The following is a 20,309-nucleotide window of genomic DNA, read 5'->3' on the forward strand; positions in this document are numbered from 1 at the left end:
ATAACTATAGTGGTTAATCTAGATAATCATGTCACGGCATGACAGCACGGACGGCGGGCGGCACAGTTCGGCAATCGATCGGCGGCAGGTTCTGAGCGCGGCCGGTGCAGCACTCACTGCGGGGGTCGCTGGGTGTGGCGGTCTGACCGGGAGCACCTCCAGTGGCAGTTCCGGCGGGAGTTCGAACAGTGGGGACGTCGAAATCACCTTCTGGTACTACTTCGGCGCGAAAGAGCGCGAGGTCATGACCTCGCTCATCGACGAGTTCAACCAGCAGGACAACGGGATCCAGGTCAACGCACAGGGAGTTCCGTTCGGTGAGTTCCTGAACAAGGTGTTCACGGGAGTCAACGCCAACAGCTCCCCCCACGTCATGACCTTCTTCGGGTCCTACGGTCGCCACTTGGAGCCAGTGACCTACCCCATCGACGACTACCTCTCAGATGGGGCGAAAAACGAGTACTTCGACGTCGCCTGGAACAGCCTCCAGGTCGACGACTCGACCTACGCGATGCCGATCGACATCCACGGGAAAGCAGTCTACACCAACAACGACGTGCTCGACTCGGCCGGTGTCGATCCGGACTTTACCGACTGGGACTCGTTCTCCAACGCCTGCGATACGATCGTCAGCGAGACAGACGCGAACGCGTTCTCCTTCCTCAACTGGAAATCCGGACAGGAGGCGTTCCGCGCGTACACCAGTGCGCTCAGTCAGGCTGGTGGAACAGTCCTGTCTGGAGAGCCCGGTAATTTGGAGGTCTCGTACAACAACGAGACAGGGATGGAGACTGCCGAGTTGATGGCGAACATCACTGGTGACTTCGGGTGGGATTCGTCGACGTTCCAGAGCGATTCGGCGCGTGTAGAGAACTTCATCGGCGACAAACTCGGGATGTTCATCGCCGGGACGTGGTCGGTTAACAACTTCAAGAACGAGGAGGGCGAACTCATGGACGACCTCTCGTTCAGCTTCGAGAAACCGTTCATGTTCCCCGGCGAGGGTGAAGATGTCGCGTGGTGTGAGTCCAACTCGCTGTTCTTCCCGAAGAACGACAACCACACCGAGGCCGAAAAGCAGGCGGCTGTAGAGTTCGCCGAGTACGTCACACAGAACAACCCGGAATGGGCGTCTGCCGGTGGCCACCTCCCGTCGGCCAAGTCCGTCGCGACGTCCAGTGCAGTCCAGAGTTCCGTCCTGTGGGACGAGGTCGGCACGATCTCGACGATGCACGACATGGTCTCGGACGGGCAGGTCCAGTACCAGCCACAGACCCCTGTCGACATCAACAGCTCCCGGTTCTGGGGCCCCTTCCTCGACATGTACCTGCAGAACACCGACGTCGCCGCTGGCGTGGAAGCCAGTGCGAGTGAACTACAGAACGCCCTCGACAGTGCATAACCATGGACACGAATACGTTGACGAGTAGTCAGACGTCCACCCGCTGGGAGCGCATGTTCGAGCGGTCGACGCGCGAGACGATCATGGGGCTGGTGTTCGCCATCCCCTATCTCGTGCTGTTCGCCGCGTTCCTGCTGTTCCCGCTGTTGAAGGGGCTCTACATGAGCCTCTTCGAGTGGAACTTCCTCAACCCCTCGGAGTCGACGTTCATCGGGCTGGACAACTACGCTCGGCTCGTGAACGACCCGGCGTTCTGGAACGCCCTGTGGAACACTCTCGAGTTCGTGGCACTGACGGTTCCACTCATCGTCGTCGTCAGTCTCGTGCTCGCGCTCGGCCTGAACAAGGAGCTCAAAGGGAGTCGGCTCCTCCAGTTCGTCTACTTCAGTCCGTACGTTCTAACCGTCTCCGTCGTGGCGATCGTCTGGTCACAGATGTTCGCCCAGAGCGGTATCGGGACGTACTTCCTCGGCTGGCTGTTCGAGGGCTCACCACTGAACTCGAAGTTCTGGGCCATGCCGGCCATCGTCATCACGACGGTGTGGTGGCAGGCAGGGTTCTACTTCGCGGTACTGCTGGCCGCTCGACAGAACGTGCCCGAACGACTGTACGAGGCAGCACGACTCGACGGCGCCGGCCCGTGGCGGATGTTCCGTGACATCACGCTGCCACACATGAAGAACGCGCTCCTGTTCGTCGTCATCGCCTCGACGATCTTCCAGTTTCAGGTATTCGGGCAACCGTTCCTGATGACCGACGGGGGTCCAGTTGGCGAGACAGAGACACTCGTCGTCTACCTCTACGAACTCGGCTTCAGAGCCCGGGAGCTCGGGTTCGGAGCAGCTGTGGGGTACACACTCCTCGCAATCCTGGTGGGCGTATCGATACTGAACTACGTACTCGTGGGGACGAACGATGAGTAACGCAGACCGCTCCGAGTCGCTGGTCGACCGTCTCACAGACCGCGATACGCTGTACCGTCTCGGGCTCTACCTCGTGATGTACGGCCTCGCAGCGGTGTTTTTCGTCCCCTACGTCCGGATGTTCGAACTCTCGGTGACGCCGCTGAGCGTCATGTCCGATGGGGGATTCTTCTGGATTCCACCGGAGACGACCTTCGCGGTCTGGGAACGATTCCTGTTCAGAGAGCCGATTATCTACCGCTGGGCGTGGAATACGCTGCTGATCGCTAGCATCACCACGTTCATCGTGTTGGTCGTCGACTCGATGATCGCCTTCTCGATCACTCGCCTGGAGTGGCCCGGACAGAGTCTCGTCCTCGGCATCATCATGGCGAGTTTCATGATTCCCGGGTACGTGAACATCATCCCGCTGTACACCGTGATCAACGACCTCGGGCTCCTGAACTCCTACTGGGCGATCATCCTGCCGTTCGCGGCCGGCCCACTCGGCGTGTTCCTGCTCGTGCAGTTCTTCCGCGACATTCCGGAGGAACTGGAAGAAGCCGCACGTCTCGACGGGTTCTCCCAGTTCCGGATCTACGCACAGATCATCCTCCCGCTGTCGACGCCGATTCTGACCGCACTCGGCCTGTTCGTGTTCATCTGGAGCTGGAACCAGTTCCTCTGGCCGCTGATCGTGCTGAACAACGACCAGCTCTATACGCTCCCCATCGGTGTCGTCATCCTCAGAGACGTTAACGCGCTCGCGCCGAATCTCATCATGACATCGCTGGCGATCGCGTCGCTCCCGTTGTTCGTCGTCTTCTTGCTGTTCCAGGACAAACTCATTTCCAGCGTCCAGATGCAGGCTGGAACGGGATGATACCATGACGGCTGTGACCGACCAGGACGCGTTCCGCGCGGCATTCGCTGGGGTCCCCGGTTTCGTGTACCGGAACTGGCTCACGTTGACGCTCCTCAGTGTGCTCTGGTTCGTCGCATCCGTCCCACTGGTGACGATCGGCCCGGCCACGCTCGGGGTGTACGTCGCGATTCAGGGCCTCCGAAGCGACCGGAATCGGATCGACCGAGACCGTGTCTTCACAGTACTCAAAGAACGCGGAATCGCGAGTCTGGTGTTCAGCGGTCTCCCGGTCGTGTTCGCGGTCGTCGCCGGAACGTATGGCCTGACAGCTATCCAGCAGCGATCACTGCTCGGGGAAGCGATTGCGCTGCTGGCAGCCTATATTGCGTTGTATCTGGCGCTCGCGTTGATGCCGACGTACGTCGCACTCGCACGCGGCGCCGACCCTGTCGACGCGTTCCGGTACGGGATCGGGTGGCTTGTCTCCCATCCGACACCGGCACTCTCGATGGGGCTACTGAGTGTTCTCTTGCTCGTAGTTACTGTGCTCTTGACGATCGGATTCGTACTCCTGTTCGCCGGCCTCGCGTTCTCTCTACAGGTCGCTGTCGTCGAAACGGTGGACTCGAAGACTGCCGAATCACCGCTTCAGGAACGTTTCGCAGCACTGTAGTCGCTCAGAGCCCCCAAGACGGCTAGTTCGCTCGGCCGATTGTCATCGTCGACCCCACAGTCACCTCCACCCTCTCTCTCAGAGGTGACTACCGGGTTCGAACGAAAGCAACAACACTGCGTTCGTAGCGATACAGACAGCGGTGCTGTCTGGCGGTTTGAACCCCGAAAACCTGATACGGGCGCTGAGGGAACTCGTTCGAATGGCGAACGATTACCATTAGATCACTGCTACGGCTTTCTCAGGCTGTCCTCGAAGTCTTCCTCGGAATCGTCTCTCTGCACACTCAGCCGTCTGTCACGATTTCGCCAGGAGTGAAAAGCGACACATCGTCCCGCTCGGCAGCCGTCTCTCGTAGGTCGTTAGAGAACCCGGATCGGCAGAAACAACAGTAATGATCTCTCCGCTCTGCACCATCAGATGGAGACCACTGAATCTGGCCAGCACTGCGCTCCAGATCGGCTAGGTCACCCTCCGACATCTGTCTCGTGGTGTACTTGCACTCGCCCGCAACGAGCGTGCCGTCCTCGGCGAGTCCCACGACATCGAGTTCGTGCTGTCGGTGCCACCAGTAGCCGATTCCCTGGTACACCTTCGGGATCAACGACGGGAGCGCGTTCTGGCAGACTTGCTCGAACATCGTCCCCATATAGTCGCTGAACGTCGGTTCGACCAGTTGCTCGTATGCATCGTCGCCCAGTTGCGTGAGTTTGCCTTCCTGTCCGTAGACGTAGCGAAACCAGAACCGAAACAGCGGTTCGCGGAGCCGATACCGACTCTTCCGAGTCGAGGTCGGATTCGCAGTCACCGGGATATCGCGCTCGACGAGTCGGAGTCGCCGGAGCTTCGAGAGGTACGATCCTAGTGTATTCGAGTCGACCCCGACGAAGTCGGCGATCTCGTTGGCCGCCCGTTTCCCGGTCGCAATTGCCCGGAGGATGGTGTAGTACGTCTGTGGCTCTCGGATTCCAAACTCCGTGCGGAGCAGGAACTCCGGTTCGTTGTGGAGAACGCCGTGTTCCGAGAGGAGATGTCGCTGGATGTTCTCCGCGAGCGACGCCGACGGCGTGAGCGCCTGTAAGTAGAACGGTGTCCCGCCGAAGACAGCCCACGACTGGATGATCGAATCCGGGTCGTCTGCGGGATAGAACGCTCTGGCGTCGGCCAACTCGAGCGGTGGAAGATCGATAGTACCCGTCCGACGACCGTACAACGGGCTCCCACCACTGAGGACCTTATCTTCCATGATGCTTATCGACGAACCCACGAGTACCAGCGTCGCCGCCGTCTCCTGCAGGTGCATGTCCCAGACACGCTGAATCTTGGACGGCAGTGCCCCGTTGGACTCGATCAGGTACGGGAACTCGTCGAGAATCACGACCGCGTCCTCCCGGCCGAGCGCACGGAGAAGTGCTTCCCAGTCACGCTGGATATCGTCTAGAAGTGGGAACGTCTCGCTGGCGGTCTCGACGAAGTTCGATAGCTGTGCCGCCTCGGTTTCTTCGGTTGCTTGCCAGTATACGGTGTTCTCCCGGTCCGCAGCCGCCTCACGAACGAGCGCACTCTTCCCGAGCCGTCGTCGTCCGTACACCACGACCAGTTCTGCCTCGTCGCTCTCGAAGCGTGACTCCAACATCTCCAGTTCGGCGTCACGATTGACGAAACGCAGAGCCATACACTCAGTCTCGGCCAGTGAAAGGTAGTTCCTTCGATTATCTAAATCTATTTTTTACTAATCGTGATTTTACTGTCTGTATCGAGAGGTGGTGGTATATGAATTGACTCGGGACCAACGGGTGGCCACGACTGTCGAGATGAGTTCCAGCGAATCGTTCAGTTTCCGAACGAACGTGCTCTCGAATTCCGTTCACACAACCGATAAACCCGGTCTCGTCTGGTGGTTCGAGCCGCAGAAACCTGCCACGGGCGCTGAGGGCGCTCGTTCGTGTAACGAACGAAGTCCCTTGTTGAGCCTGAGACATCCGAATTCGAGGGGTTGAATACGCCCCTAATATCAGGTTTCAAATCAGACACTCGGGTCGTGGTAAATACAAAACGCGAGTGGGTTTGCCGTAGCAACCTGACTTAGCCGATAGTAAGGGTTACCCTGACTCGGACACAACGCCGAATCGAATGGCCGACTCGTTCTGGTATCCGTCGGTCGAGGATGTGCTCACCATCCACGACGACATCGTGTCGGAGTACCCCGACACGCCTGGCGGTATCAAGAACCGTGGCGACATCGAGTTCGTCCTAAACTTCATCGAAGAAGGTCGTTTCGGAACGGGACCCGAGACGATTCACGAGAAGGCGTTCCACCTCCTCCGGTTGTTAGTCGCGAACCATCCGTTCGTGGATGCGAACAAGCGGACCGCGCTCAACACGACAGTCGTGTTCTACTTTCTCAACGGATACCGCTTCGAGTACACCAGTGAAATCAGATCGATCCTCAAGCAGTTCGGTACTGACGAAGCGAACGTCGATCAGACGGACGTCGTCGAATACCTTCGGTCCCACACCGAGGAGATCGATCTAGTCGGCGAAATCGAAGACTGGCGTGACGACCTCATCAGATATGGGCTGGACGAACTGACTGATGGCTCGTCGGACCCGAATCATTAATCCCGCTCGGCACGACAGTTCGCACATGGCGACCGAAGAAGAGTCCGAGTCCGGGTCTCCGCTCGACGAAGTGATGGAAGACATCCGGAGCGAACTCGTCCGACGGGTCGCGGCGAGCGACCGGGAGGCGAACCGGGATGTCTACGACGCGCTCGAAAACGAGTGACGGTCACGGCTACACTGGACGTACTGTTGCCTGGCAGACGTTGGCGAGTCTGACAGACGTACCCTCTATACTCAGCACGAATTTCTTGATAGAACCCCTGCAGGTTCTCAAAGCCAGGAGTCACCGACACTAGCGTAGTTGCCTCAATTGGCGATTGATTTTCTCTAAGAAAACCTGTGTAGATGTACGCGAATCACCGGACGACACTGCTCCAATTCGGAACCGTTCGACTGTCGAACGAAAGGGACCGTGACGAAAGATCAGATTTGGGACGTAGAACACTTGTAGGGCAAATATTCCGGCGAATTAACCGATACGGGCGCTGAGGGCGTTCGTTCGAGTGGTGAACGAATGTCCTTGTTGGACCTGAGACTGTACAAATCGGGCAGTTCAATTCGCCCGTGGTTCGGGTTTCGGAAAAATATTCACTCACAGACACACTCGTGCTGCACGCCGACGAGATTGACGACGAGCGAATGGATCCGATCTGCGAGCGCTATCATCGCCTCGGCACGCTCCCGTGTCGCCTTCCCGTCTTGGTAGTAGGTCTGTGCCCGGTTTTCGGTCCAGAGGTCGACGAGTCGATCTGCCGTTTCGGTGGATATGAATCCGACAGTCGCACTCCGTTTGATAGCCGTCGTGTGTGACTGGGGTGGATTCGCTGGGCCCTGGTGGCCTTCAGCGATGAGCCAGAACATGAACGTCTTCTCTATCGAGGTGAACGCGGATTCGATAGCGAGCGTATAGAATCCGTCAGCCAGAAGCCGATCACCGCCAGAGAGTGACCGGCACGCCTTCCGTAGCTGGACGAACCCGGCATCGGAAACCTCCAGACCGCTCTCCGTCTCCTGTCCGCCCCGTCGGAAAGCGGCTTCAGCATCGGACAGGAGTGGCTCGATATCGTCGAGGTCGATCGGCATCCCTATTTCCCCTCCGCAGCGGATCGGTATGCTGCGTCCCGTATCTCACCGAAGCGGTCGGTCTGGAGCAGGACGATACCCTCGTCGAATATCTCTGTGAGACGGTCGCCACGCGACCGTGCACTGTCGGGTGTTTCGACCAGCACTTCGAACTGGTACCGGTCGCCATCGAACTGTTCTTCTTCGAGCTCTCGGGCAATTTTGGTCCCGAGACGGCGACCGTGCGTGCCGTCGCCGTCAACGACGACGAAGAGGTCGATGTCGCTACTGCGGTCGGCATCGCCACGAGCGACGCTGCCGAAGAGAACGACACCGATGAGATCGGTCACTGCATCTGTCGAATCCACCCGGTCCGTGAGTTCGTCGATGAATCTGTCTATCGGTGGTCTGAACTGCGGCTGTGGAACCGAAAACAGCGGATCCGACCGTTCGAGATGGCCCTGATCGATACGGATCTGCGACGGGACTCCGTCTGCGACGGTTACGACGCCGACCTGAGAGAGCAGGTCTACGGAACGGGAAATCGAAGACACGTCTGCCCCGGTTATCGTCGCCAGCTCCTGCTGTGTGAAGCCTTCGAACGGATTGTTGACGAGGTGGTGAAGGATATCCTGCATCGCCTGATAGCGGAAGATTCGCTCGTCAGGGAGCGGGAAGTCGAGACACACTCGCGCACCCTCTTGCATATTATGCAATACCTTGGGTAATGTGCAAAAATGTTGCGCCGTATCTCCGACAGTGAGTCGGTTAGTCCACACTATAGTAACAATTGAAACGATTTACACACCGATTGCACTGCCGTCGTGCGGTCGGGTGTGCATTGACTTTCAATGGCTACTATAGTCGAACGTGCCCAGTTGAAAAAGGGAATCTGTGATAGCAAGGTGGTTCGTTCGGAATCCGAACGAAAGCAACGACACTGCGTTCTTGAGCAATACCAGGCCTCCGCCGTCTGTCGGTTAGAACCACGAAAATCGGCGACGGGCGCTGAGGGCGCTCGCTTGGCTGGCGAACGAATCCCCTTGTTGGGCCCGAGACGCTCAAATTCAAGGGTTTGAATACTGGCTACCTGTCAGATTTCAGACTGTCTGTGTGATTCATGCTGAATACAGCGCGCGTATCGGTCAAACAGCGCTCACGGTGTCGGCCTTTACCTCAAACCATGTAGTCGACGACACGGTCGTAGACGCGGTCACCGCCAAATCTACGGAGAGCGATCATGGGTTTGGCGTACTTCCCTGCAACATATCGGTTCTTAGCATCGTCGGAACGGACGGCGTTGCTGATGGTAGTGGCAATGACTTCGGGATCTGACCCGTCCGAGCCGTTCTCACGGGACGCGTCAGCGACGTCTTGTGCCATCTTCGCGTAGGGCCCGTCTCCACTGCGTTCGAGTAACCCGTCCACCATGATGTCGCCCCATTCGGTGTCGATCGCGCCCGGTTCGACGACGACCACGTCTATGCCATGCGGTGCGAGTTCGTAGCGCAGACAGTCACTCCACCCCTCTAGCGCGTGTTTCGTGGCGTGATACCACGCACCCAGTGGCGTCCAGACCTTTCCGCCCATGCTGCTGATGTTGATGATCGTTCCGCTGTGCTGTTCGCGCATGACGGGAATGACGAGTTGGGTGAGGCGGGCGAGGCCGAATATGTTGACATCGAACTGGTACCGAGCCTCATCGATCGGCGTCTCTTCGACGCTGCCGAAGAGACCGAACCCAGCAGCGTTGACGAGAACGTCGATCCGACCGAACTCGTCGGTGACCGTCTCGACGAGCGAGACGAGGTCGTTGTCGTCGGTCATATCCGCTGGGACGACGAGAGCATCTCCACCATTCGATTCGATACGATCTGCAAGTGCGTCGAGTTTTTCGACGCGACGGGCACTGAGAACAACTGTGAGTCCGTCCTCAGCTAGGGTTTCGGCCGTCGCTTTCCCGATTCCAGACGATGCGCCAGTGATGATGGCAACGCGGTTCGGTGTGTTCGTCATCACCGTAACAGACACCTAGCAGAGTGGAGAGAGTGATGCTAAGCAGTAAGTGTGTTTAAATACTGCTCTGGACCGAGCGTCTGGCTGATGAGTTGCCGTTCGGCACGGCGAAGGAGGTCTGACGCTGCTGGGGCAGTGATATCCAACTCTGCAGCGAGTTCCTCGGTCGACATATCCCGTGGGGAGTCGTAATACCCTCCTTCAAGTGCGGTAGAAAGTGCTCGGTACTGCTTGTCCGTGAGTCCGAACTGGTCCCGCTCGCCAGGGTTTTCGGGGTCCGACGCGATGTTTAACAGTTCGAACGGAATCCCGTGTCCCTCACATCTGTCTCGAAGCGTACTGAACGCCTCGTAGTCCGAGAACACCTTCAGTTCCCGCAGGCCCTCGTCGGTCATTGCGGCCTCCATCAGCGTCCCCTCGACTTCCGCCGGGTCGTGAGAGTCGAACAGTTCGGATCCCCCGTCGATAGTCACTTGGTAGAACCATCCGTCTGTCGTCTTTCCAATCGGCTCGACGTGGGTAATCTCGGATTGTGCGTCCAGTTCTCGCTCAAAGACATCTTTCGACTCATCATCGACACTGATAGTAACGAGATGGTGACCGTCTTCAAGTCGCACCGCGTTGGCGACCGAGATCTCACGACTCGGTAGCGCTCGCGCGAGGCCGGTCAGGGGCAACGAGGGGTCGGCGAGTAGAATCTCTGCGACGATTGCCATAACCGGGTGAATGGTGCCGAACGACATAATCGACAGTGGTTCGAGATTCATACCCCGTGGTCGTTCCAGAGGGTGATCGCATCTCAAAATGGCAAGTACCGACGGCCTATCGAATGTCCATCTTCGAGGTGGTTCACAAAGATGTTCGTATTCGGATTGCTGACTATACCTTCTATTTTCAGCACGAATCTCTTGACAGGGGCCCTGCAGGTTCTCGAAGTCAGTGAGTCACAGACACTAGAGATAATGCTGCCTCAATTGGCGAGCGGGTTTCATTTAACCGGCCTGTGTAGATGTACGCGAATCACCGGACGACACTACGCCAATTCGAATTCGTTCGACTGTCGAACGAAAGGAACTGAACCGATGAAGGAAAATTTAGGCCGTAGAACGCTTGTAGGCCGAATATTTCGTCGTATCAACTGATACGGGCGCTGAGGGCGTTCGTTCGAGTGGTGAACGAATGTCCTTGTTGGGCCTGTGGTGACCAAATTCGAGGGTGTAAGAACTATTGGAAATTTGACCGTCTCGCCTACAGAGTACCGCGTCGCAGTGGCCGAATAATCACCCCAACGTCTTAGTACACTACGCGGCGTACGTTTTTCTATGAGTTCGACGGTCCAGATCGTGAAGACACCTGACGTACTACACGGAAAGCCTCGTCTTGAGGGGACCCGAGTCGGCGTCCTGCAGGTCGGCGAGCTGGTGCGGGAAGTCGGCTGGTCCGTCGAGGAAACTGCCGACCAACTGGATCTTGATATCGCACAGGTCGAGGCGGCCACTAAATACTACGACGACCATCCCGAACTGATGGAGACGCTCCGGGCACAGAAAACGGCGCGAAACCAATCCATCGCCGACCAGAGTCGTACCGAGTAGATGCGGATCCTCTTCGACCAAAATTCTGCCCAGAAATACATCGATGCGTTCGAGCTAGCCGATGGTATAACTGTAGCTACTGTTGACGATGTGCTCGAACACGATACATCGGATGCAGATATCGCCGCATATGCTGAAACGCACGATTGGGTCGTCTTCACGAACGATGACGATTTCTTCGTCGCCGGCGGTAATCATGGCCTGCTACTATACGACCAAATAGACGACCCGTCACCAGGAGATGTAGTCGCTGCTGTGCAGAAAATCGAACGAGCGTACGCAGACCCGTCTGAGATTACCGAGAGTGTCCCCGATGGATGGGTCTAAGCAAATACAAGTAGCTGACAGGAACGAGGTCGGTGTGCTATATTGACTCTCGATACTCAGTACGATCCAACTGATAGACCTACTGTAGGTTCTCGATGCCATCGAGTTACCGATCACGGATGATGCTGCACCAACTTGCGATTGAGTATCTCTGTGCAGATGGACGCGCACCACCGGAGAGCGTTACTCCAATTCGGGACCGTTCAATTGTCGAACGAAAGGGACTGAAGGCACAGCGCACTATATGGCGGGTAGAAGGTTTGTAAGAGCCAAATTCTGCCGTATTAATTTATACGGGCGCTGAGGGATTTGAACCGGATGAAGACTCGCTATCGCTCGTCTTCCAGGGTTCAAATCCTCAGATGGCGAATTTGCGGCTCACGGTTTGTTCGCCGCAAAATTCTACGGGCGCTGAGGGATTTGAACCCCCGACGGTTTGGTCCGAAGCCAAGCACTCTGTCCAGGCTGAGCTAAGCGCCCTGTACTCTCACCTATTTCCGGGCCCACTGTTAAACCAACCGATTCGAAAGCAGGCGGCGTGAAACCTACCCAGAATGATACATAAACGATAAATGTAGGGTCCAAGAACGTATCGTGTAAGACAGTCGACGGTGGCCAACGGGGGTCAGTGTCGCTGCCGAGACGAATTAGGGGCTATATGTACGATCTTGGACATCAATTAGCCGGAGTAACGGTCCCACCGGGAACGAACATACTTATCGCCGGCCCACCGCTGACCGGAAAGCGCCGGCTCGCCCTGGAGACGCTTGCCAGTGGGGCTGTAAACGGAGACGGTGGTATTCTCATCACGACACGTGACAGCGCCGACCGGATGCTCACGGAGTACAATCGCCACGTCGACGATAGGGGTACGGCCCCACTCAATGTCATCGACGCCGTCACGAAACACATGGGCCGCTCGGTCGACGATCGCGAAGACATCACGTACACTCCGTCACCGACAGCCATGACAGAGATCGGAATCGAATTCTCCGAACTGGTCGAATCCTACGACGCCGAGGTCGATCAGATCCGCGTCGTGGTCGATTCGATGACGACGCAGTTGCTCTATTCGAACCTCCAGACGGTCTTCCGGTTCATGCACGTGTTCACCTCGCGGGTGGAGAACGCCGACGCCATCGGCCTCTACACCATCGAGTCGACCGCACACGGCGCGGAGACGATGAACATGCTCAGCCAGCTCTTCGACGGCGTCGTCGAGTTCGACCGGGACGGCGAGTTCACCGTCGATATCGACCGCGGGCACACGCACGTCGGCCCGTAGGGCGACACAGACAGCTACTCGTCGCTGTCGGCCTCGTTGCCAGCCTCGGCGTCGTCGATCAGCGCCTCGGTGCGAACCGCGTCGACGTCGATCCCCTGTTGTTCGGCCAGTGCAGCGAGGATAGCGCGCTGTTCGGCCAGTTCCCGATCCAGATCCTCGACGTGGTCGTTGGTCTCCTCGACGGTCCCGCGGAGCTCCTGAAGCTGTGATTTCAGTTCGTTGACCTTCGAGTAGAGTTCGTCGGCGACGTCCGCGACCTTCTGTACCTTCTTGGCGGTCGAGCCCAGTCCCATACCTCCCGGTTACGCCAGGGCCCATTTCCCCGTTTCGTTCGAACGTCGGTGTTAAGACGCCGCCAGCCCCAGCGCCGGTATGAACGACCTCCGTGTCGCGCCCGCCGTGGGCATCGCCGGGTGCCTGTTGTACGTCGTCACGCTCGCCGTGCCGTACCTGCTGGTCGAGACGACGAGTGCCGTCGGGGCATACTACGACGCCGGCGCACTGACGCCGCTCGTGCCGGCGACGCTCGCCTTGATCGCGCTCATCGTCCTGGCGGCGGGCCGCGAGGGTCGCTCGGACCCGAGCATCGCTGCTGGCGCGGGAATCGTCCTCGGACTGTTCGTCGTCGGCCTCTCGCTGTTCTGGGCCGTGACCGTCCCCCAGAGCCTCGTGCTGGGACTGACCGAATCGACCCTCATGGAGCACCACCGCTGGGCCGTCGTCGTGGCCGGGCTCCCGGTTCCGGCGGGTGCAGCGTGGTTCGCACATGCACTCGGACTGGTATAGGCTCTCGCCGTCGGGCGGTCTGGCATCCGAAAGGTCCTTAAGTTACGGCGGCTGATTTTCCAAGTGGACTAGGTCGGGGGGTTTGGCCCCCCTCACAACCCGCACTATGGTCATCAGCGGGGACCGAAACCCGGGGGCGTCCGGTCTGACGGGCGTGGACCCCGTAAGCTAACGTGGAAGCCTCGTCCCGCGGGGACGGCGGTCCACGGGATCGCATCTGCAGGGATGCGCTCGCGTGGTTGATCGATGGCACTCCGCCAGGCACGGAAGTGAGCAGCGGACCATCGGACACCCGTCGCTCGTGGGGTCGCGGGGTGGAGGAGGCGAACGGGATTACCCACGACCGAACGCCGGGCAATTCCGGGGTCCGCACCATTCATACCACCTTTTTCATCGTCGGGTTCGCGCGCAGCGGCCGCTGCGAGCGAACCTCTCCTCGAAAAACGTGGGCGAAAAAGCGGAACTCGCGCCGGCGGCGGAGCCGCCGGATGCTTCACTCACAGCCCTGCTCTTCCCCAGGTCGCTCGGCTGCGACTGCCGTCGCAGCTCTCGTTCCCGGCCACTGCACCGCTACCGCTCGACTCGCTCCAGAACGATACCGTCCTCGAAACGCCCGCGTTCCTCGGCCTTCTGTTCGCGCGTGGCTGCCAGTTCCTCCTCGGAGACACCGTGATAGCGCCGGAGCGCATGGAGCACTTCGAGAACGTCTGCCAGTTCTGCGACGGTGCCGTCCTGGCGGTACTCGGTCGCTTCTTCGACCAGTTTCTCGGCGAGTCGGTCACCGTACTCCTCGTCGGCTGCGACGTGAGTCACCGGCGTCTCGCCGTCGGCCTCGATGATCGCGGGGATGTCGTCACGGACGAGTTTGTCGTACTCACGGGCCATACCCGAGCCACAGCCCACCGGACAAAATGGCTGGTGGTCGAGACTGCCGAAGAGTACCTGCTCAGGAGACAACCGCGCTGGCCGTTCGCGGCCTCCGTGCCGCGAAGACGGGGAAAGGCAGGCTAACCACCGAGCATACCGCGCCGGAGGCGCGGTTTCACCGGACGAGCGCTCGAAGAGCGCGACGTCCGGCAGTTTTTCCCCAAATTTTTGCGCGGGGGTTGAAGCGAGCGCGGTGCGCTCGCCGAACCCCCCGCGTAAAAAGTGGGGTCTAGTCGTCCGCGGCTTCGGCGACGTTCTCGAAGCCAGCGATGTCCAGCCCACCACTGAGCGTGCGGTTCGGGTAGGGGATGTCGATGCCCTCCTCGTCGAACCGCTCCTTGACCGCCTTGACGTACTCGGCTTTGGTCTTCACGAAGTCGCTGCGGCTGGGATCAGAGATCCAGACACGGGACTTGAGACCGACCGAGGAGTCGCCGAGTTCCGTCAGGCGCACGGACGGACCGGGGTCGTCCAGAATGTCCGGGTGGGCCTCGGCCTCCTCGATGATGATCTCGGTGGCCGTGTCGATGTCGTCGTCGTAGCCGATGCCAAAGAGGAACTGCAGGCGCAGTTGCTCCTTCGCGACGGGGTTCTTGATGACGCCGTCGGTCAGGTTGGAGTTGGGGACCGTCAGCAGTTCGTTGTCGAACGTTCGGACGCGAGAGACCCGCAGGCTGATGTCCTCGACGATACCCGAGTTCCCGTCCCACTCGATCCAGTCGCCGATCCGGAACGGCTTGTCGGTGTAGATGAACACGCCGGCGACGAAGTTCTTGATGACGTCCTGCATCGCGAAGCCGATAGCGAGCGTCGCCGCGGCGGCGACCGTCGCAAGCGACTGCAGGAAGTCACCGTAGCCAGCGAAGCCGAAGGCGACGGCGATAGCGACGAAGATCACGAGGATGCTGGCGACCTTCTTCAGCGGCCGGCGTGCGTGGGCGTCGAGGTCGCGGGATTTGAGCGCCCGGTCGACGATGGGAAGGAGGACCGCCTTCCCGACGATGTAGATGACGGCGAACGCGATGACGAACGTGATCGCGGCCCCGATAGCATCGGCGTAGGGGATTCCGAGCGTGTCCAGGAAGCTCGCGATCGCCCCGTTGCCGGTCGTCCCACCGGTGGGCGTGGTCTGCATCATCGTTCGAACACCGCCGTGTGCCCGCGGCACCGGACAACGTCGGCGTCGACGAGGGCAGCGAGGTCGGCAGCGAGGTCCTCGGTCGTCGTCCCGCCGCGGGCCGCCCGCAGGAACTTCACCTTCACGAACGACCGTTCGGTGAGCTGGTCGGCGAGTTCGTCGGCGACCGATTCGATGCCGTGTTTCCCGACGCGAAGTGTCGTATCGAGATTATGAATCTCCTGTTGTCGACTCGTGTCTGACATGTAACTCTCCTAGCGAAGAGAGACATATAAAACCAGCAGTCGTAAAGAAATCCTAATCGTACGGGTAGCGCGACTGTGCACCACATTCACAGGTGACGACGACGTGCCCAGACTGTGTCCGAGCACGTGCGTTGACCCCGTGCACCAGGAACACATCACAATTTTCACACGTCGAGCGCTCGAAACTTCGGGGGAGGCGGAGCCGTTGCCGTTCGGCGACGCGTTTCGCGCGCCTGACGTAGGCCCTGGCGCGGTCGGGGTTGCCCTCACGGACCGCCTCGCGCGCGAGCGACTGGAGGCGCTCGATTCGCTCGCGGGCGATGGCCGTCTCGTCTGTCATCGCTCGTGTTTCGGGGGTGGCGGGAAAATGCCTTCCGGAGAGTCGGTAGGAATTTGAGGACGGCCGGCCTCTCCCGACCCGTGCGCGTCCTGAACTACCTCGAACTCGAAGGCCGGCTTGACCGGTCGGGCATCGGGACCTCCGTCGACCAGCAGCGAGCGGCCCTCTCACAGGCCGATACGGATCTGGAGGTGCTGACCACCCCGTGGCACGACGGGCACCCTGGCTGGGCCCTGGGCGGGAACCTCGCCTTCGACGACCCCGTCTTCCGGGAGTACGATCTGGCCCACTGCAACATGATCGGGCCTGGGTCGGTCGCCGTCGCACGGCACGCCAACGCCAACGACGTCCCGCTGGTCCTGCACGCTCACGTCACCCGCGAGGATTTCAGGGAGAGCTTTCGGGGGGCCAACCTCGTCGCGCCGGCGCTGGGCGAGTACCTCCAGTGGTTCTACTCGAAGGCCGACCTCGTACTCTGCCCCTCCGAGTACACGAAGGGGATCCTCGAATCCTATCCGGTCGAAGCACCCATCCGGCCGATCACCAACGGCGTCGACATCGACGCGCTGGCGGGCTTCGAGGAGACCCGCGAGTCCTACCGGAAGCGGTACGACCTCGACGGGATGGTCGTCTTCGCCGTCGGTAACGTCTTCGAACGCAAGGGGCTGACGACGTTCTGTGAACTCGCAGAGGCGACCGACTACGACTTCGCGTGGTTCGGCCCCTACGACGACGGCCCACAGGCCTCCAAGCCGGTCAAGCGGTGGGTCAACGACCCGCCCGAGAACGTCACGTTCACGGGCTGGATCGACGACATCCGGGGGGCGTTCGGCGCCGGGGACGTCTACCTCTTCCCGACGAAAGCCGAGAACCAGGGGATCGCCGTCCTCGAAGCGATGGCCTGCGGGAAGGCCGTCGTCCTCTCGGACATTCCCGTCTTCCGTGAGTACTACGAGGACGGCCACGACTGTCTCATCTGCGAGGACGAAGCGGAGTTCCGGGCGGCGCTGGACCGACTGGCCGAGAACCCAGACCTGCGCGAGCGACTCGGCGAGAACGCGAAAGAGACGGCCCGCGAACACGGCCTGGACCGGGTCGCCGACCGACTCGTCGAGACCTACGCGGAACTTGTCTGAGCCGCCGTCCCGCCCGTCGCACTCTGTGGTCGCGCTTCAGCGCTCGGAGCGGAGGAGCCCGAACCGGTACTCGTCGACGTACCGGTCGAACCCGTACCACTGTTCACGGAGGACACCTTCCTGCTGGAACCCAAGGTTCTCCAGGACCCGTTTCGAGGGTTCGTTGTCGCCGACGGTGCGAGCCCAGACCTTGTGAAGACCGAGTTCGGCGAAGGCGTGGGTGAGACAGAGGTCTGCGGCGGCCGTCGCGTACCCGTTGCCCTGCTCGGCAGTGGTGATCCAGTAGCCGAGTTCGGCCGTCCGCCCCGCGAGGTCGATGTTCTTGAGCGAGACGCTCCCGACGGGCGTCTCCTCACGACAGGCGAGAAACAGATGCCGGTCGTCGGCATCCAGTTTGGCCTCGATGTCGGCGGCCGAAACGGGCGTTCGATAGCCTTCGTAGCCGCCGTGTCGTATCTCTGGATCGTTGAGATTGCGGAGTAAGAAGTCGTCGTCTTCCGGTGTGGCTGGACGAAGTGTCACTGTCGGGCCGTCGAGATAGACCGGACCGGGCATGGCGGAGACTTCCGGAACCGGTCGGATAAGCCTTTACCGTGGCCCGATCGCGCAGGCTCAAACCCCGGTTTGACCCACCCCCCGATTCTTGGGTCCGGCGGCGGAATGCTAGTGGTATGGACCGCCGTTCGTTCCTCCGCGGAGCCGTCACGCTCTCCTCGGCTGTCACAGTCGCCGGCTGTACGGGACCCGTTACACCGTTCCGCCGTGGCGACCTCGCCGCGGAGGCGCCGACCGCACGTCTAGATATGCATGCGCTCCCGGACAGCGAACTCCCCGATAGAGTCCTCTATTCGGTCCCGACGGAGGAGACGGACCGGAAAGCGAGGCTCGTAGAGAGCATTCTCGACGGCGGTGCGACCGTCGAACGGCTTCGCCCACCGCTACCGACGGACCGTCGGATCAGCTACGGCGACGGCGTCTACGAACTGGGCGCCACTGTCGTCGACGAAACACCGGCGACGACCTACGCCGTGAAAGTCGATATCCTCCAGTCGTCCCCGCCCCCGTCGAAGACCATCGCCTTCGCGGACCTGCCAGCGGTCGACCGCCAGCAGTTCGCCGAGCACGGCCTCGACGACGGCGCCCCCGTCGGCATCGGGACGACGTTCCTGTACACCGACGCCGAGCGCGAGCGGTCGGTGCTGGTGCCCGACTCACAGTACAGCGCCATCACGTGGGCAACCGGCGCCGAGGCCGAGTGGGTCGTCGACGGGTCCGACGAGTCGGTCCTGAAGACCTTCGAGTACGGCGGCGAGCGGGTCACGTCCGCGTCGGCCTACGGTCGCCGGCTCCGAGAGCGGTTCGCGTTCGCCTTCGAGGATCTCTCCGGGGCCGAGCGGGAGATCGTCGAGACCGCGACCGACGAGGACCGCTTCGTCGTTCCACCTGACGAGGAGCCGCCGGACGCTGTCCGGTCGCTCGCCGAGCGGTTTCGCCAGCAGGATCCGGTTCGGCCGCTGGCAGCCGAGGACGACGAGGGAGGGAGCACGTATCTCGTCCGATACGAGGGCGAGGGCTACTGGACGACGTTCTCGCTGCGAGCAGAAGCGACGGCGACGCCCTGATCACCCCGCCAGCGGTGACTGTTCGGGGCTGTTCTGTGGGCTCCGGCGCCAGACGAGCGCGACGAGCAATGCGCCGACGAAGACGAACCCGCCGGCGACACCGAACGCCAGCATGAACCCCTGACTGCCCAGCCAGCCACCCAGAACAGAGCCGACGCCGTTTGCCAGCCCCGAGACGGCCGTGTAGAGCCCGAGTGCGACGCCCCGGATGGACGGCGGCGCCAGGCGCGTGACGATACTAGCCGCGGTGACCGCGATGACCGCCCAGGCGACCCCGATGAGGACGAAGACGAGCCCGTTGGTCACGAGCGCGACCGTGGTCGCCGAGATGGAGAGTCCGACGACGGCGACGGCCGGGTGCAGCGCGGCACGGGCGAGCAGGCCGCCAGCCTGGAGTCCGCTGGCGTCGTAGCGCTCGGCCAGTCGTCCGGCCCCGCCGTAGAACAGCGCCGAGCCGACGCTGGAGACCAGATACAGCGCGAAGATGATCCCCGAACTGTACTCCAGCGTGCGCGAGAGATACAGCGGCAGTGGCCCCCAGAACGTCCCGAAGCCGACGAAGATGGCGACGACCGCGACGAAGTACAGTGACAGCGACGGGGTGAGCCGCGCCAGGATCTCGCGGGGATGGATCGACCGTGTGAGCCAGTAGAGCCGGCCTGGCCCGACCGGGAACGTGGCGCTCCGGACCGGGAGTCGCCGTGAGCGGACGACCGCGCGGGCGATGCGACTGGGTCGGGGTCGTTCCAGTTCGTCGGGGTCGCCCGGGAGCCACCCGCCAGCCAGCAGCGCGGCCAGTCCGGCCGCTCCGGCACAGACCCACAGCAGCGTCCGCTGTGCGAACTGCGCGCCCAGCGGCCCCGAGAGTGCGGTCGTCCAGAGCAGGCCGAGCACGAGTCCGCCGGCCCAGCCCCACCCCTGGTACCGGTTCAGCGTGGCGAACCGGCCCGGCCAGTCCCGTTCGAGGTGGCCCACGGTGACCAGCAGCGTCAGCACGGGTGCGACGGCACCCGCAGCGAACCACAACAACCCGTTGCCGGCGACGACCAGCCACTCGGACTCGGTCAGCGAGACGGCGGTGATGGCGACGACGGCCATCCCCAGCGCTGCCAGGACGAGCGAGCGCCGTTTGCCCGTCCGGTCGGCGATGCGGCCGAAGATGAGCGCGCCGGGTGCACCCGCGGCGGCCGCGACGCCGGCGAGCACACCCAGCATCAGCGTCTCGCCGCCGATGCTGACGAAATACAGCGGGACGAGCAACGACGCGGCCCCGAGTGCGACAGAACCCAATGCCCACGCGTACAGCCAGCGGTCCGAAACCATTGCTCACCCATCCGGTAGCAGCCACAAAACCGTTTGGCCC

The 20,309-nt window shown here is 61.0% G+C and carries 24 protein-coding genes, 1 tRNA gene and 1 other RNA gene; 13 read left to right on the forward strand and 13 right to left on the reverse strand.

Features of this window, described 5'->3' with window-relative positions; genetic code table 11:
- The first annotated feature begins 28 nt into the window (after positions 1-28).
- From Hhyl2_RS08620 to Hhyl2_RS08635, 4 genes are read left to right on the forward strand one after another with little or no spacing between them, the layout of a single operon-like run.
- Positions 29-1,402 carry an extracellular solute-binding protein gene (locus tag Hhyl2_RS08620; RefSeq protein WP_483550333.1) on the forward strand — a complete coding sequence of 458 codons (1,374 nt, stop codon included), beginning with the start codon at positions 29-31 and terminating at the stop codon, positions 1,400-1,402.
- Positions 1,403-1,404: 2 nt separating this feature from the next.
- On the forward strand, positions 1,405-2,325 hold the full coding sequence (locus Hhyl2_RS08625; RefSeq protein ID WP_483550334.1) for a carbohydrate ABC transporter permease: 921 nt from the start codon (positions 1,405-1,407) through the stop codon (positions 2,323-2,325).
- Positions 2,318-3,187, forward strand: a complete 870-nt coding sequence (locus tag Hhyl2_RS08630) for a carbohydrate ABC transporter permease (protein ID WP_483550335.1) — start codon at positions 2,318-2,320, stop codon at positions 3,185-3,187. The genes Hhyl2_RS08625 and Hhyl2_RS08630 overlap by 8 nt, the downstream gene beginning before the upstream one ends.
- Positions 3,188-3,191: 4 nt before the next feature.
- A complete protein-coding gene (locus Hhyl2_RS08635) occupies positions 3,192-3,842 on the forward strand; it encodes a hypothetical protein (RefSeq protein ID WP_483550336.1) in 651 nt (216 codons plus the stop codon).
- A gap of 286 nt (positions 3,843-4,128) precedes the next feature.
- Here Hhyl2_RS08635 and Hhyl2_RS08640 read toward each other — a convergent pair whose 3' ends face one another.
- Positions 4,129-5,517 carry an ATP-binding protein gene (locus tag Hhyl2_RS08640; protein WP_483550337.1) on the reverse strand — a complete coding sequence of 463 codons (1,389 nt, stop codon included), beginning with the start codon at positions 5,515-5,517 and terminating at the stop codon, positions 4,129-4,131.
- A gap of 458 nt (positions 5,518-5,975) precedes the next feature.
- On the opposite strand from Hhyl2_RS08640, the gene Hhyl2_RS08645 reads away from it, so the two are divergent.
- Both Hhyl2_RS08645 and Hhyl2_RS08650 read left to right on the forward strand, forming a co-directional pair.
- Positions 5,976-6,464, forward strand: coding sequence for a type II toxin-antitoxin system death-on-curing family toxin (locus Hhyl2_RS08645; RefSeq protein ID WP_483550338.1), 489 nt, complete (start codon positions 5,976-5,978; stop codon positions 6,462-6,464).
- A gap of 25 nt (positions 6,465-6,489) precedes the next feature.
- The gene (locus Hhyl2_RS08650; RefSeq protein ID WP_483550339.1) at positions 6,490-6,630 is read left to right on the forward strand and encodes a hypothetical protein; all 141 of its coding nucleotides are present in this window, start codon (positions 6,490-6,492) and stop codon (positions 6,628-6,630) included.
- A 425-nt stretch (positions 6,631-7,055) separates the two neighbouring features.
- Here Hhyl2_RS08650 and Hhyl2_RS08655 read toward each other — a convergent pair whose 3' ends face one another.
- From Hhyl2_RS08655 to Hhyl2_RS08670, 4 genes are all read right to left on the reverse strand, one after another.
- Positions 7,056-7,550 carry a DUF8154 family protein gene (locus Hhyl2_RS08655; protein WP_483550340.1) on the reverse strand — a complete coding sequence of 165 codons (495 nt, stop codon included), beginning with the start codon at positions 7,548-7,550 and terminating at the stop codon, positions 7,056-7,058.
- A gap of 2 nt (positions 7,551-7,552) precedes the next feature.
- Positions 7,553-8,236: a nucleotidyltransferase domain-containing protein gene (locus tag Hhyl2_RS08660; RefSeq protein ID WP_483550341.1), complete on the reverse strand. Its 684-nt coding sequence runs from the start codon at positions 8,234-8,236 to the stop codon at positions 7,553-7,555.
- Positions 8,237-8,705: 469 nt separating this feature from the next.
- Complete coding sequence (locus tag Hhyl2_RS08665; protein WP_483550342.1) at positions 8,706-9,545, reverse strand: oxidoreductase; 840 nt, start codon at positions 9,543-9,545, stop codon at positions 8,706-8,708.
- Positions 9,546-9,583: 38 nt separating this feature from the next.
- The gene (locus Hhyl2_RS08670; RefSeq protein WP_483550343.1) at positions 9,584-10,261 is read right to left on the reverse strand and encodes a helix-turn-helix domain-containing protein; all 678 of its coding nucleotides are present in this window, start codon (positions 10,259-10,261) and stop codon (positions 9,584-9,586) included.
- Positions 10,262-10,867: 606 nt separating this feature from the next.
- Here Hhyl2_RS08670 and Hhyl2_RS08675 point away from each other — a divergent pair.
- Together Hhyl2_RS08675 and Hhyl2_RS08680 are read left to right on the forward strand one after the other, a co-directional pair.
- A complete protein-coding gene (locus tag Hhyl2_RS08675) occupies positions 10,868-11,140 on the forward strand; it encodes a DUF433 domain-containing protein (protein WP_483550344.1) in 273 nt (90 codons plus the stop codon).
- On the forward strand, positions 11,141-11,467 hold the full coding sequence (locus Hhyl2_RS08680) for a DUF5615 family PIN-like protein (protein ID WP_483550345.1): 327 nt from the start codon (positions 11,141-11,143) through the stop codon (positions 11,465-11,467).
- Between the two features lie 405 nt (positions 11,468-11,872).
- On the opposite strand, the gene Hhyl2_RS08685 is transcribed toward Hhyl2_RS08680, so the two are convergent.
- A tRNA-Arg gene (locus tag Hhyl2_RS08685) sits at positions 11,873-11,947 on the reverse strand.
- Between the two features lie 178 nt (positions 11,948-12,125).
- Here Hhyl2_RS08685 and Hhyl2_RS08690 point away from each other — a divergent pair.
- Entirely contained in the window at positions 12,126-12,752 is a 627-nt protein-coding gene (locus Hhyl2_RS08690; RefSeq protein WP_483550346.1) for an RAD55 family ATPase, read from the forward strand.
- Between the two features lie 14 nt (positions 12,753-12,766).
- Here Hhyl2_RS08690 and Hhyl2_RS08695 read toward each other — a convergent pair whose 3' ends face one another.
- Positions 12,767-13,045, reverse strand: coding sequence for a DUF5798 family protein (locus Hhyl2_RS08695; RefSeq protein WP_483550347.1), 279 nt, complete (start codon positions 13,043-13,045; stop codon positions 12,767-12,769).
- Positions 13,046-13,124: 79 nt separating this feature from the next.
- Between Hhyl2_RS08695 and Hhyl2_RS08700 the strand changes: the two genes are divergently transcribed.
- Positions 13,125-13,538 (forward strand): DUF7548 family protein, encoded by a 414-nt coding sequence (locus Hhyl2_RS08700; protein WP_483550348.1) that lies wholly within the window; start codon positions 13,125-13,127, stop codon positions 13,536-13,538.
- A gap of 61 nt (positions 13,539-13,599) precedes the next feature.
- Positions 13,600-13,911, forward strand: an RNA gene (gene ffs / locus Hhyl2_RS08705) — signal recognition particle sRNA.
- A 197-nt stretch (positions 13,912-14,108) separates the two neighbouring features.
- On the opposite strand, the gene Hhyl2_RS08710 is transcribed toward ffs, so the two are convergent.
- From Hhyl2_RS08710 to Hhyl2_RS08725, 4 genes are all read right to left on the reverse strand, one after another.
- Positions 14,109-14,423, reverse strand: a complete 315-nt coding sequence (locus Hhyl2_RS08710) for a nucleoside triphosphate pyrophosphohydrolase (RefSeq protein ID WP_483550349.1) — start codon at positions 14,421-14,423, stop codon at positions 14,109-14,111.
- A gap of 271 nt (positions 14,424-14,694) precedes the next feature.
- On the reverse strand, positions 14,695-15,603 hold the full coding sequence (locus Hhyl2_RS08715; RefSeq protein ID WP_483550350.1) for a mechanosensitive ion channel family protein: 909 nt from the start codon (positions 15,601-15,603) through the stop codon (positions 14,695-14,697).
- Positions 15,600-15,848, reverse strand: coding sequence for a YhbY family RNA-binding protein (locus tag Hhyl2_RS08720; protein ID WP_483550351.1), 249 nt, complete (start codon positions 15,846-15,848; stop codon positions 15,600-15,602). The genes Hhyl2_RS08715 and Hhyl2_RS08720 overlap by 4 nt, the downstream gene beginning before the upstream one ends.
- A 52-nt stretch (positions 15,849-15,900) precedes the next feature.
- Positions 15,901-16,188, reverse strand: a complete 288-nt coding sequence (locus Hhyl2_RS08725; RefSeq protein ID WP_483550352.1) for a ribonuclease P protein component 4 — start codon at positions 16,186-16,188, stop codon at positions 15,901-15,903.
- Positions 16,189-16,268: 80 nt separating this feature from the next.
- On the opposite strand from Hhyl2_RS08725, the gene Hhyl2_RS08730 reads away from it, so the two are divergent.
- Entirely contained in the window at positions 16,269-17,324 is a 1,056-nt protein-coding gene (locus Hhyl2_RS08730; protein ID WP_483550353.1) for a glycosyltransferase family 4 protein, read from the forward strand.
- 36 nt (positions 17,325-17,360) lie between these two features.
- Here the strand turns inward: Hhyl2_RS08730 and Hhyl2_RS08735 are convergent, their stop codons facing one another.
- Positions 17,361-17,879, reverse strand: a complete 519-nt coding sequence (locus tag Hhyl2_RS08735; RefSeq protein ID WP_483550354.1) for a GNAT family N-acetyltransferase — start codon at positions 17,877-17,879, stop codon at positions 17,361-17,363.
- 116 nt (positions 17,880-17,995) lie between these two features.
- Between Hhyl2_RS08735 and Hhyl2_RS08740 the strand changes: the two genes are divergently transcribed.
- On the forward strand, positions 17,996-18,946 hold the full coding sequence (locus tag Hhyl2_RS08740) for a hypothetical protein (RefSeq protein WP_483550355.1): 951 nt from the start codon (positions 17,996-17,998) through the stop codon (positions 18,944-18,946).
- Here Hhyl2_RS08740 and Hhyl2_RS08745 read toward each other — a convergent pair whose 3' ends face one another.
- Positions 18,947-20,269, reverse strand: coding sequence for an MFS transporter (locus tag Hhyl2_RS08745; RefSeq protein WP_483550356.1), 1,323 nt, complete (start codon positions 20,267-20,269; stop codon positions 18,947-18,949).
- Positions 20,270-20,309: the final 40 nt, after the last annotated feature.

This window comes from Haloarcula sp. H-hyl2 (assembly GCF_056934385.1).

Coding starts and splice junctions, on each gene's coding strand:
- Hhyl2_RS08745 (WP_483550356.1), bottom strand. CDS start 20,269: ATGGTTTCGGACCGCTGGCTGTACGCGTGGGCATTGGGTTCTGTCGCA.
- Hhyl2_RS08680 (WP_483550345.1), top strand. CDS start 11,141: ATGCGGATCCTCTTCGACCAAAATTCTGCCCAGAAATACATCGATGCG.
- Hhyl2_RS08630 (WP_483550335.1), top strand. CDS start 2,318: ATGAGTAACGCAGACCGCTCCGAGTCGCTGGTCGACCGTCTCACAGAC.
- Hhyl2_RS08655 (WP_483550340.1), bottom strand. CDS start 7,550: ATGCCGATCGACCTCGACGATATCGAGCCACTCCTGTCCGATGCTGAA.
- Hhyl2_RS08695 (WP_483550347.1), bottom strand. CDS start 13,045: ATGGGACTGGGCTCGACCGCCAAGAAGGTACAGAAGGTCGCGGACGTC.
- Hhyl2_RS08640 (WP_483550337.1), bottom strand. CDS start 5,517: ATGGCTCTGCGTTTCGTCAATCGTGACGCCGAACTGGAGATGTTGGAG.
- Hhyl2_RS08625 (WP_483550334.1), top strand. CDS start 1,405: ATGGACACGAATACGTTGACGAGTAGTCAGACGTCCACCCGCTGGGAG.
- Hhyl2_RS08720 (WP_483550351.1), bottom strand. CDS start 15,848: ATGTCAGACACGAGTCGACAACAGGAGATTCATAATCTCGATACGACA.
- Hhyl2_RS08620 (WP_483550333.1), top strand. CDS start 29: ATGTCACGGCATGACAGCACGGACGGCGGGCGGCACAGTTCGGCAATC.
- Hhyl2_RS08700 (WP_483550348.1), top strand. CDS start 13,125: ATGAACGACCTCCGTGTCGCGCCCGCCGTGGGCATCGCCGGGTGCCTG.
- Hhyl2_RS08675 (WP_483550344.1), top strand. CDS start 10,868: ATGAGTTCGACGGTCCAGATCGTGAAGACACCTGACGTACTACACGGA.
- Hhyl2_RS08645 (WP_483550338.1), top strand. CDS start 5,976: ATGGCCGACTCGTTCTGGTATCCGTCGGTCGAGGATGTGCTCACCATC.
- Hhyl2_RS08740 (WP_483550355.1), top strand. CDS start 17,996: ATGGACCGCCGTTCGTTCCTCCGCGGAGCCGTCACGCTCTCCTCGGCT.
- Hhyl2_RS08650 (WP_483550339.1), top strand. CDS start 6,490: ATGGCGACCGAAGAAGAGTCCGAGTCCGGGTCTCCGCTCGACGAAGTG.
- Hhyl2_RS08665 (WP_483550342.1), bottom strand. CDS start 9,545: ATGACGAACACACCGAACCGCGTTGCCATCATCACTGGCGCATCGTCT.
- Hhyl2_RS08735 (WP_483550354.1), bottom strand. CDS start 17,879: ATGCCCGGTCCGGTCTATCTCGACGGCCCGACAGTGACACTTCGTCCA.
- Hhyl2_RS08660 (WP_483550341.1), bottom strand. CDS start 8,236: ATGCAAGAGGGTGCGCGAGTGTGTCTCGACTTCCCGCTCCCTGACGAG.
- Hhyl2_RS08635 (WP_483550336.1), top strand. CDS start 3,192: ATGACGGCTGTGACCGACCAGGACGCGTTCCGCGCGGCATTCGCTGGG.
- Hhyl2_RS08690 (WP_483550346.1), top strand. CDS start 12,126: ATGTACGATCTTGGACATCAATTAGCCGGAGTAACGGTCCCACCGGGA.
- Hhyl2_RS08725 (WP_483550352.1), bottom strand. CDS start 16,188: ATGACAGACGAGACGGCCATCGCCCGCGAGCGAATCGAGCGCCTCCAG.
- Hhyl2_RS08710 (WP_483550349.1), bottom strand. CDS start 14,423: ATGGCCCGTGAGTACGACAAACTCGTCCGTGACGACATCCCCGCGATC.
- Hhyl2_RS08670 (WP_483550343.1), bottom strand. CDS start 10,261: ATGGCAATCGTCGCAGAGATTCTACTCGCCGACCCCTCGTTGCCCCTG.
- Hhyl2_RS08715 (WP_483550350.1), bottom strand. CDS start 15,603: ATGATGCAGACCACGCCCACCGGTGGGACGACCGGCAACGGGGCGATC.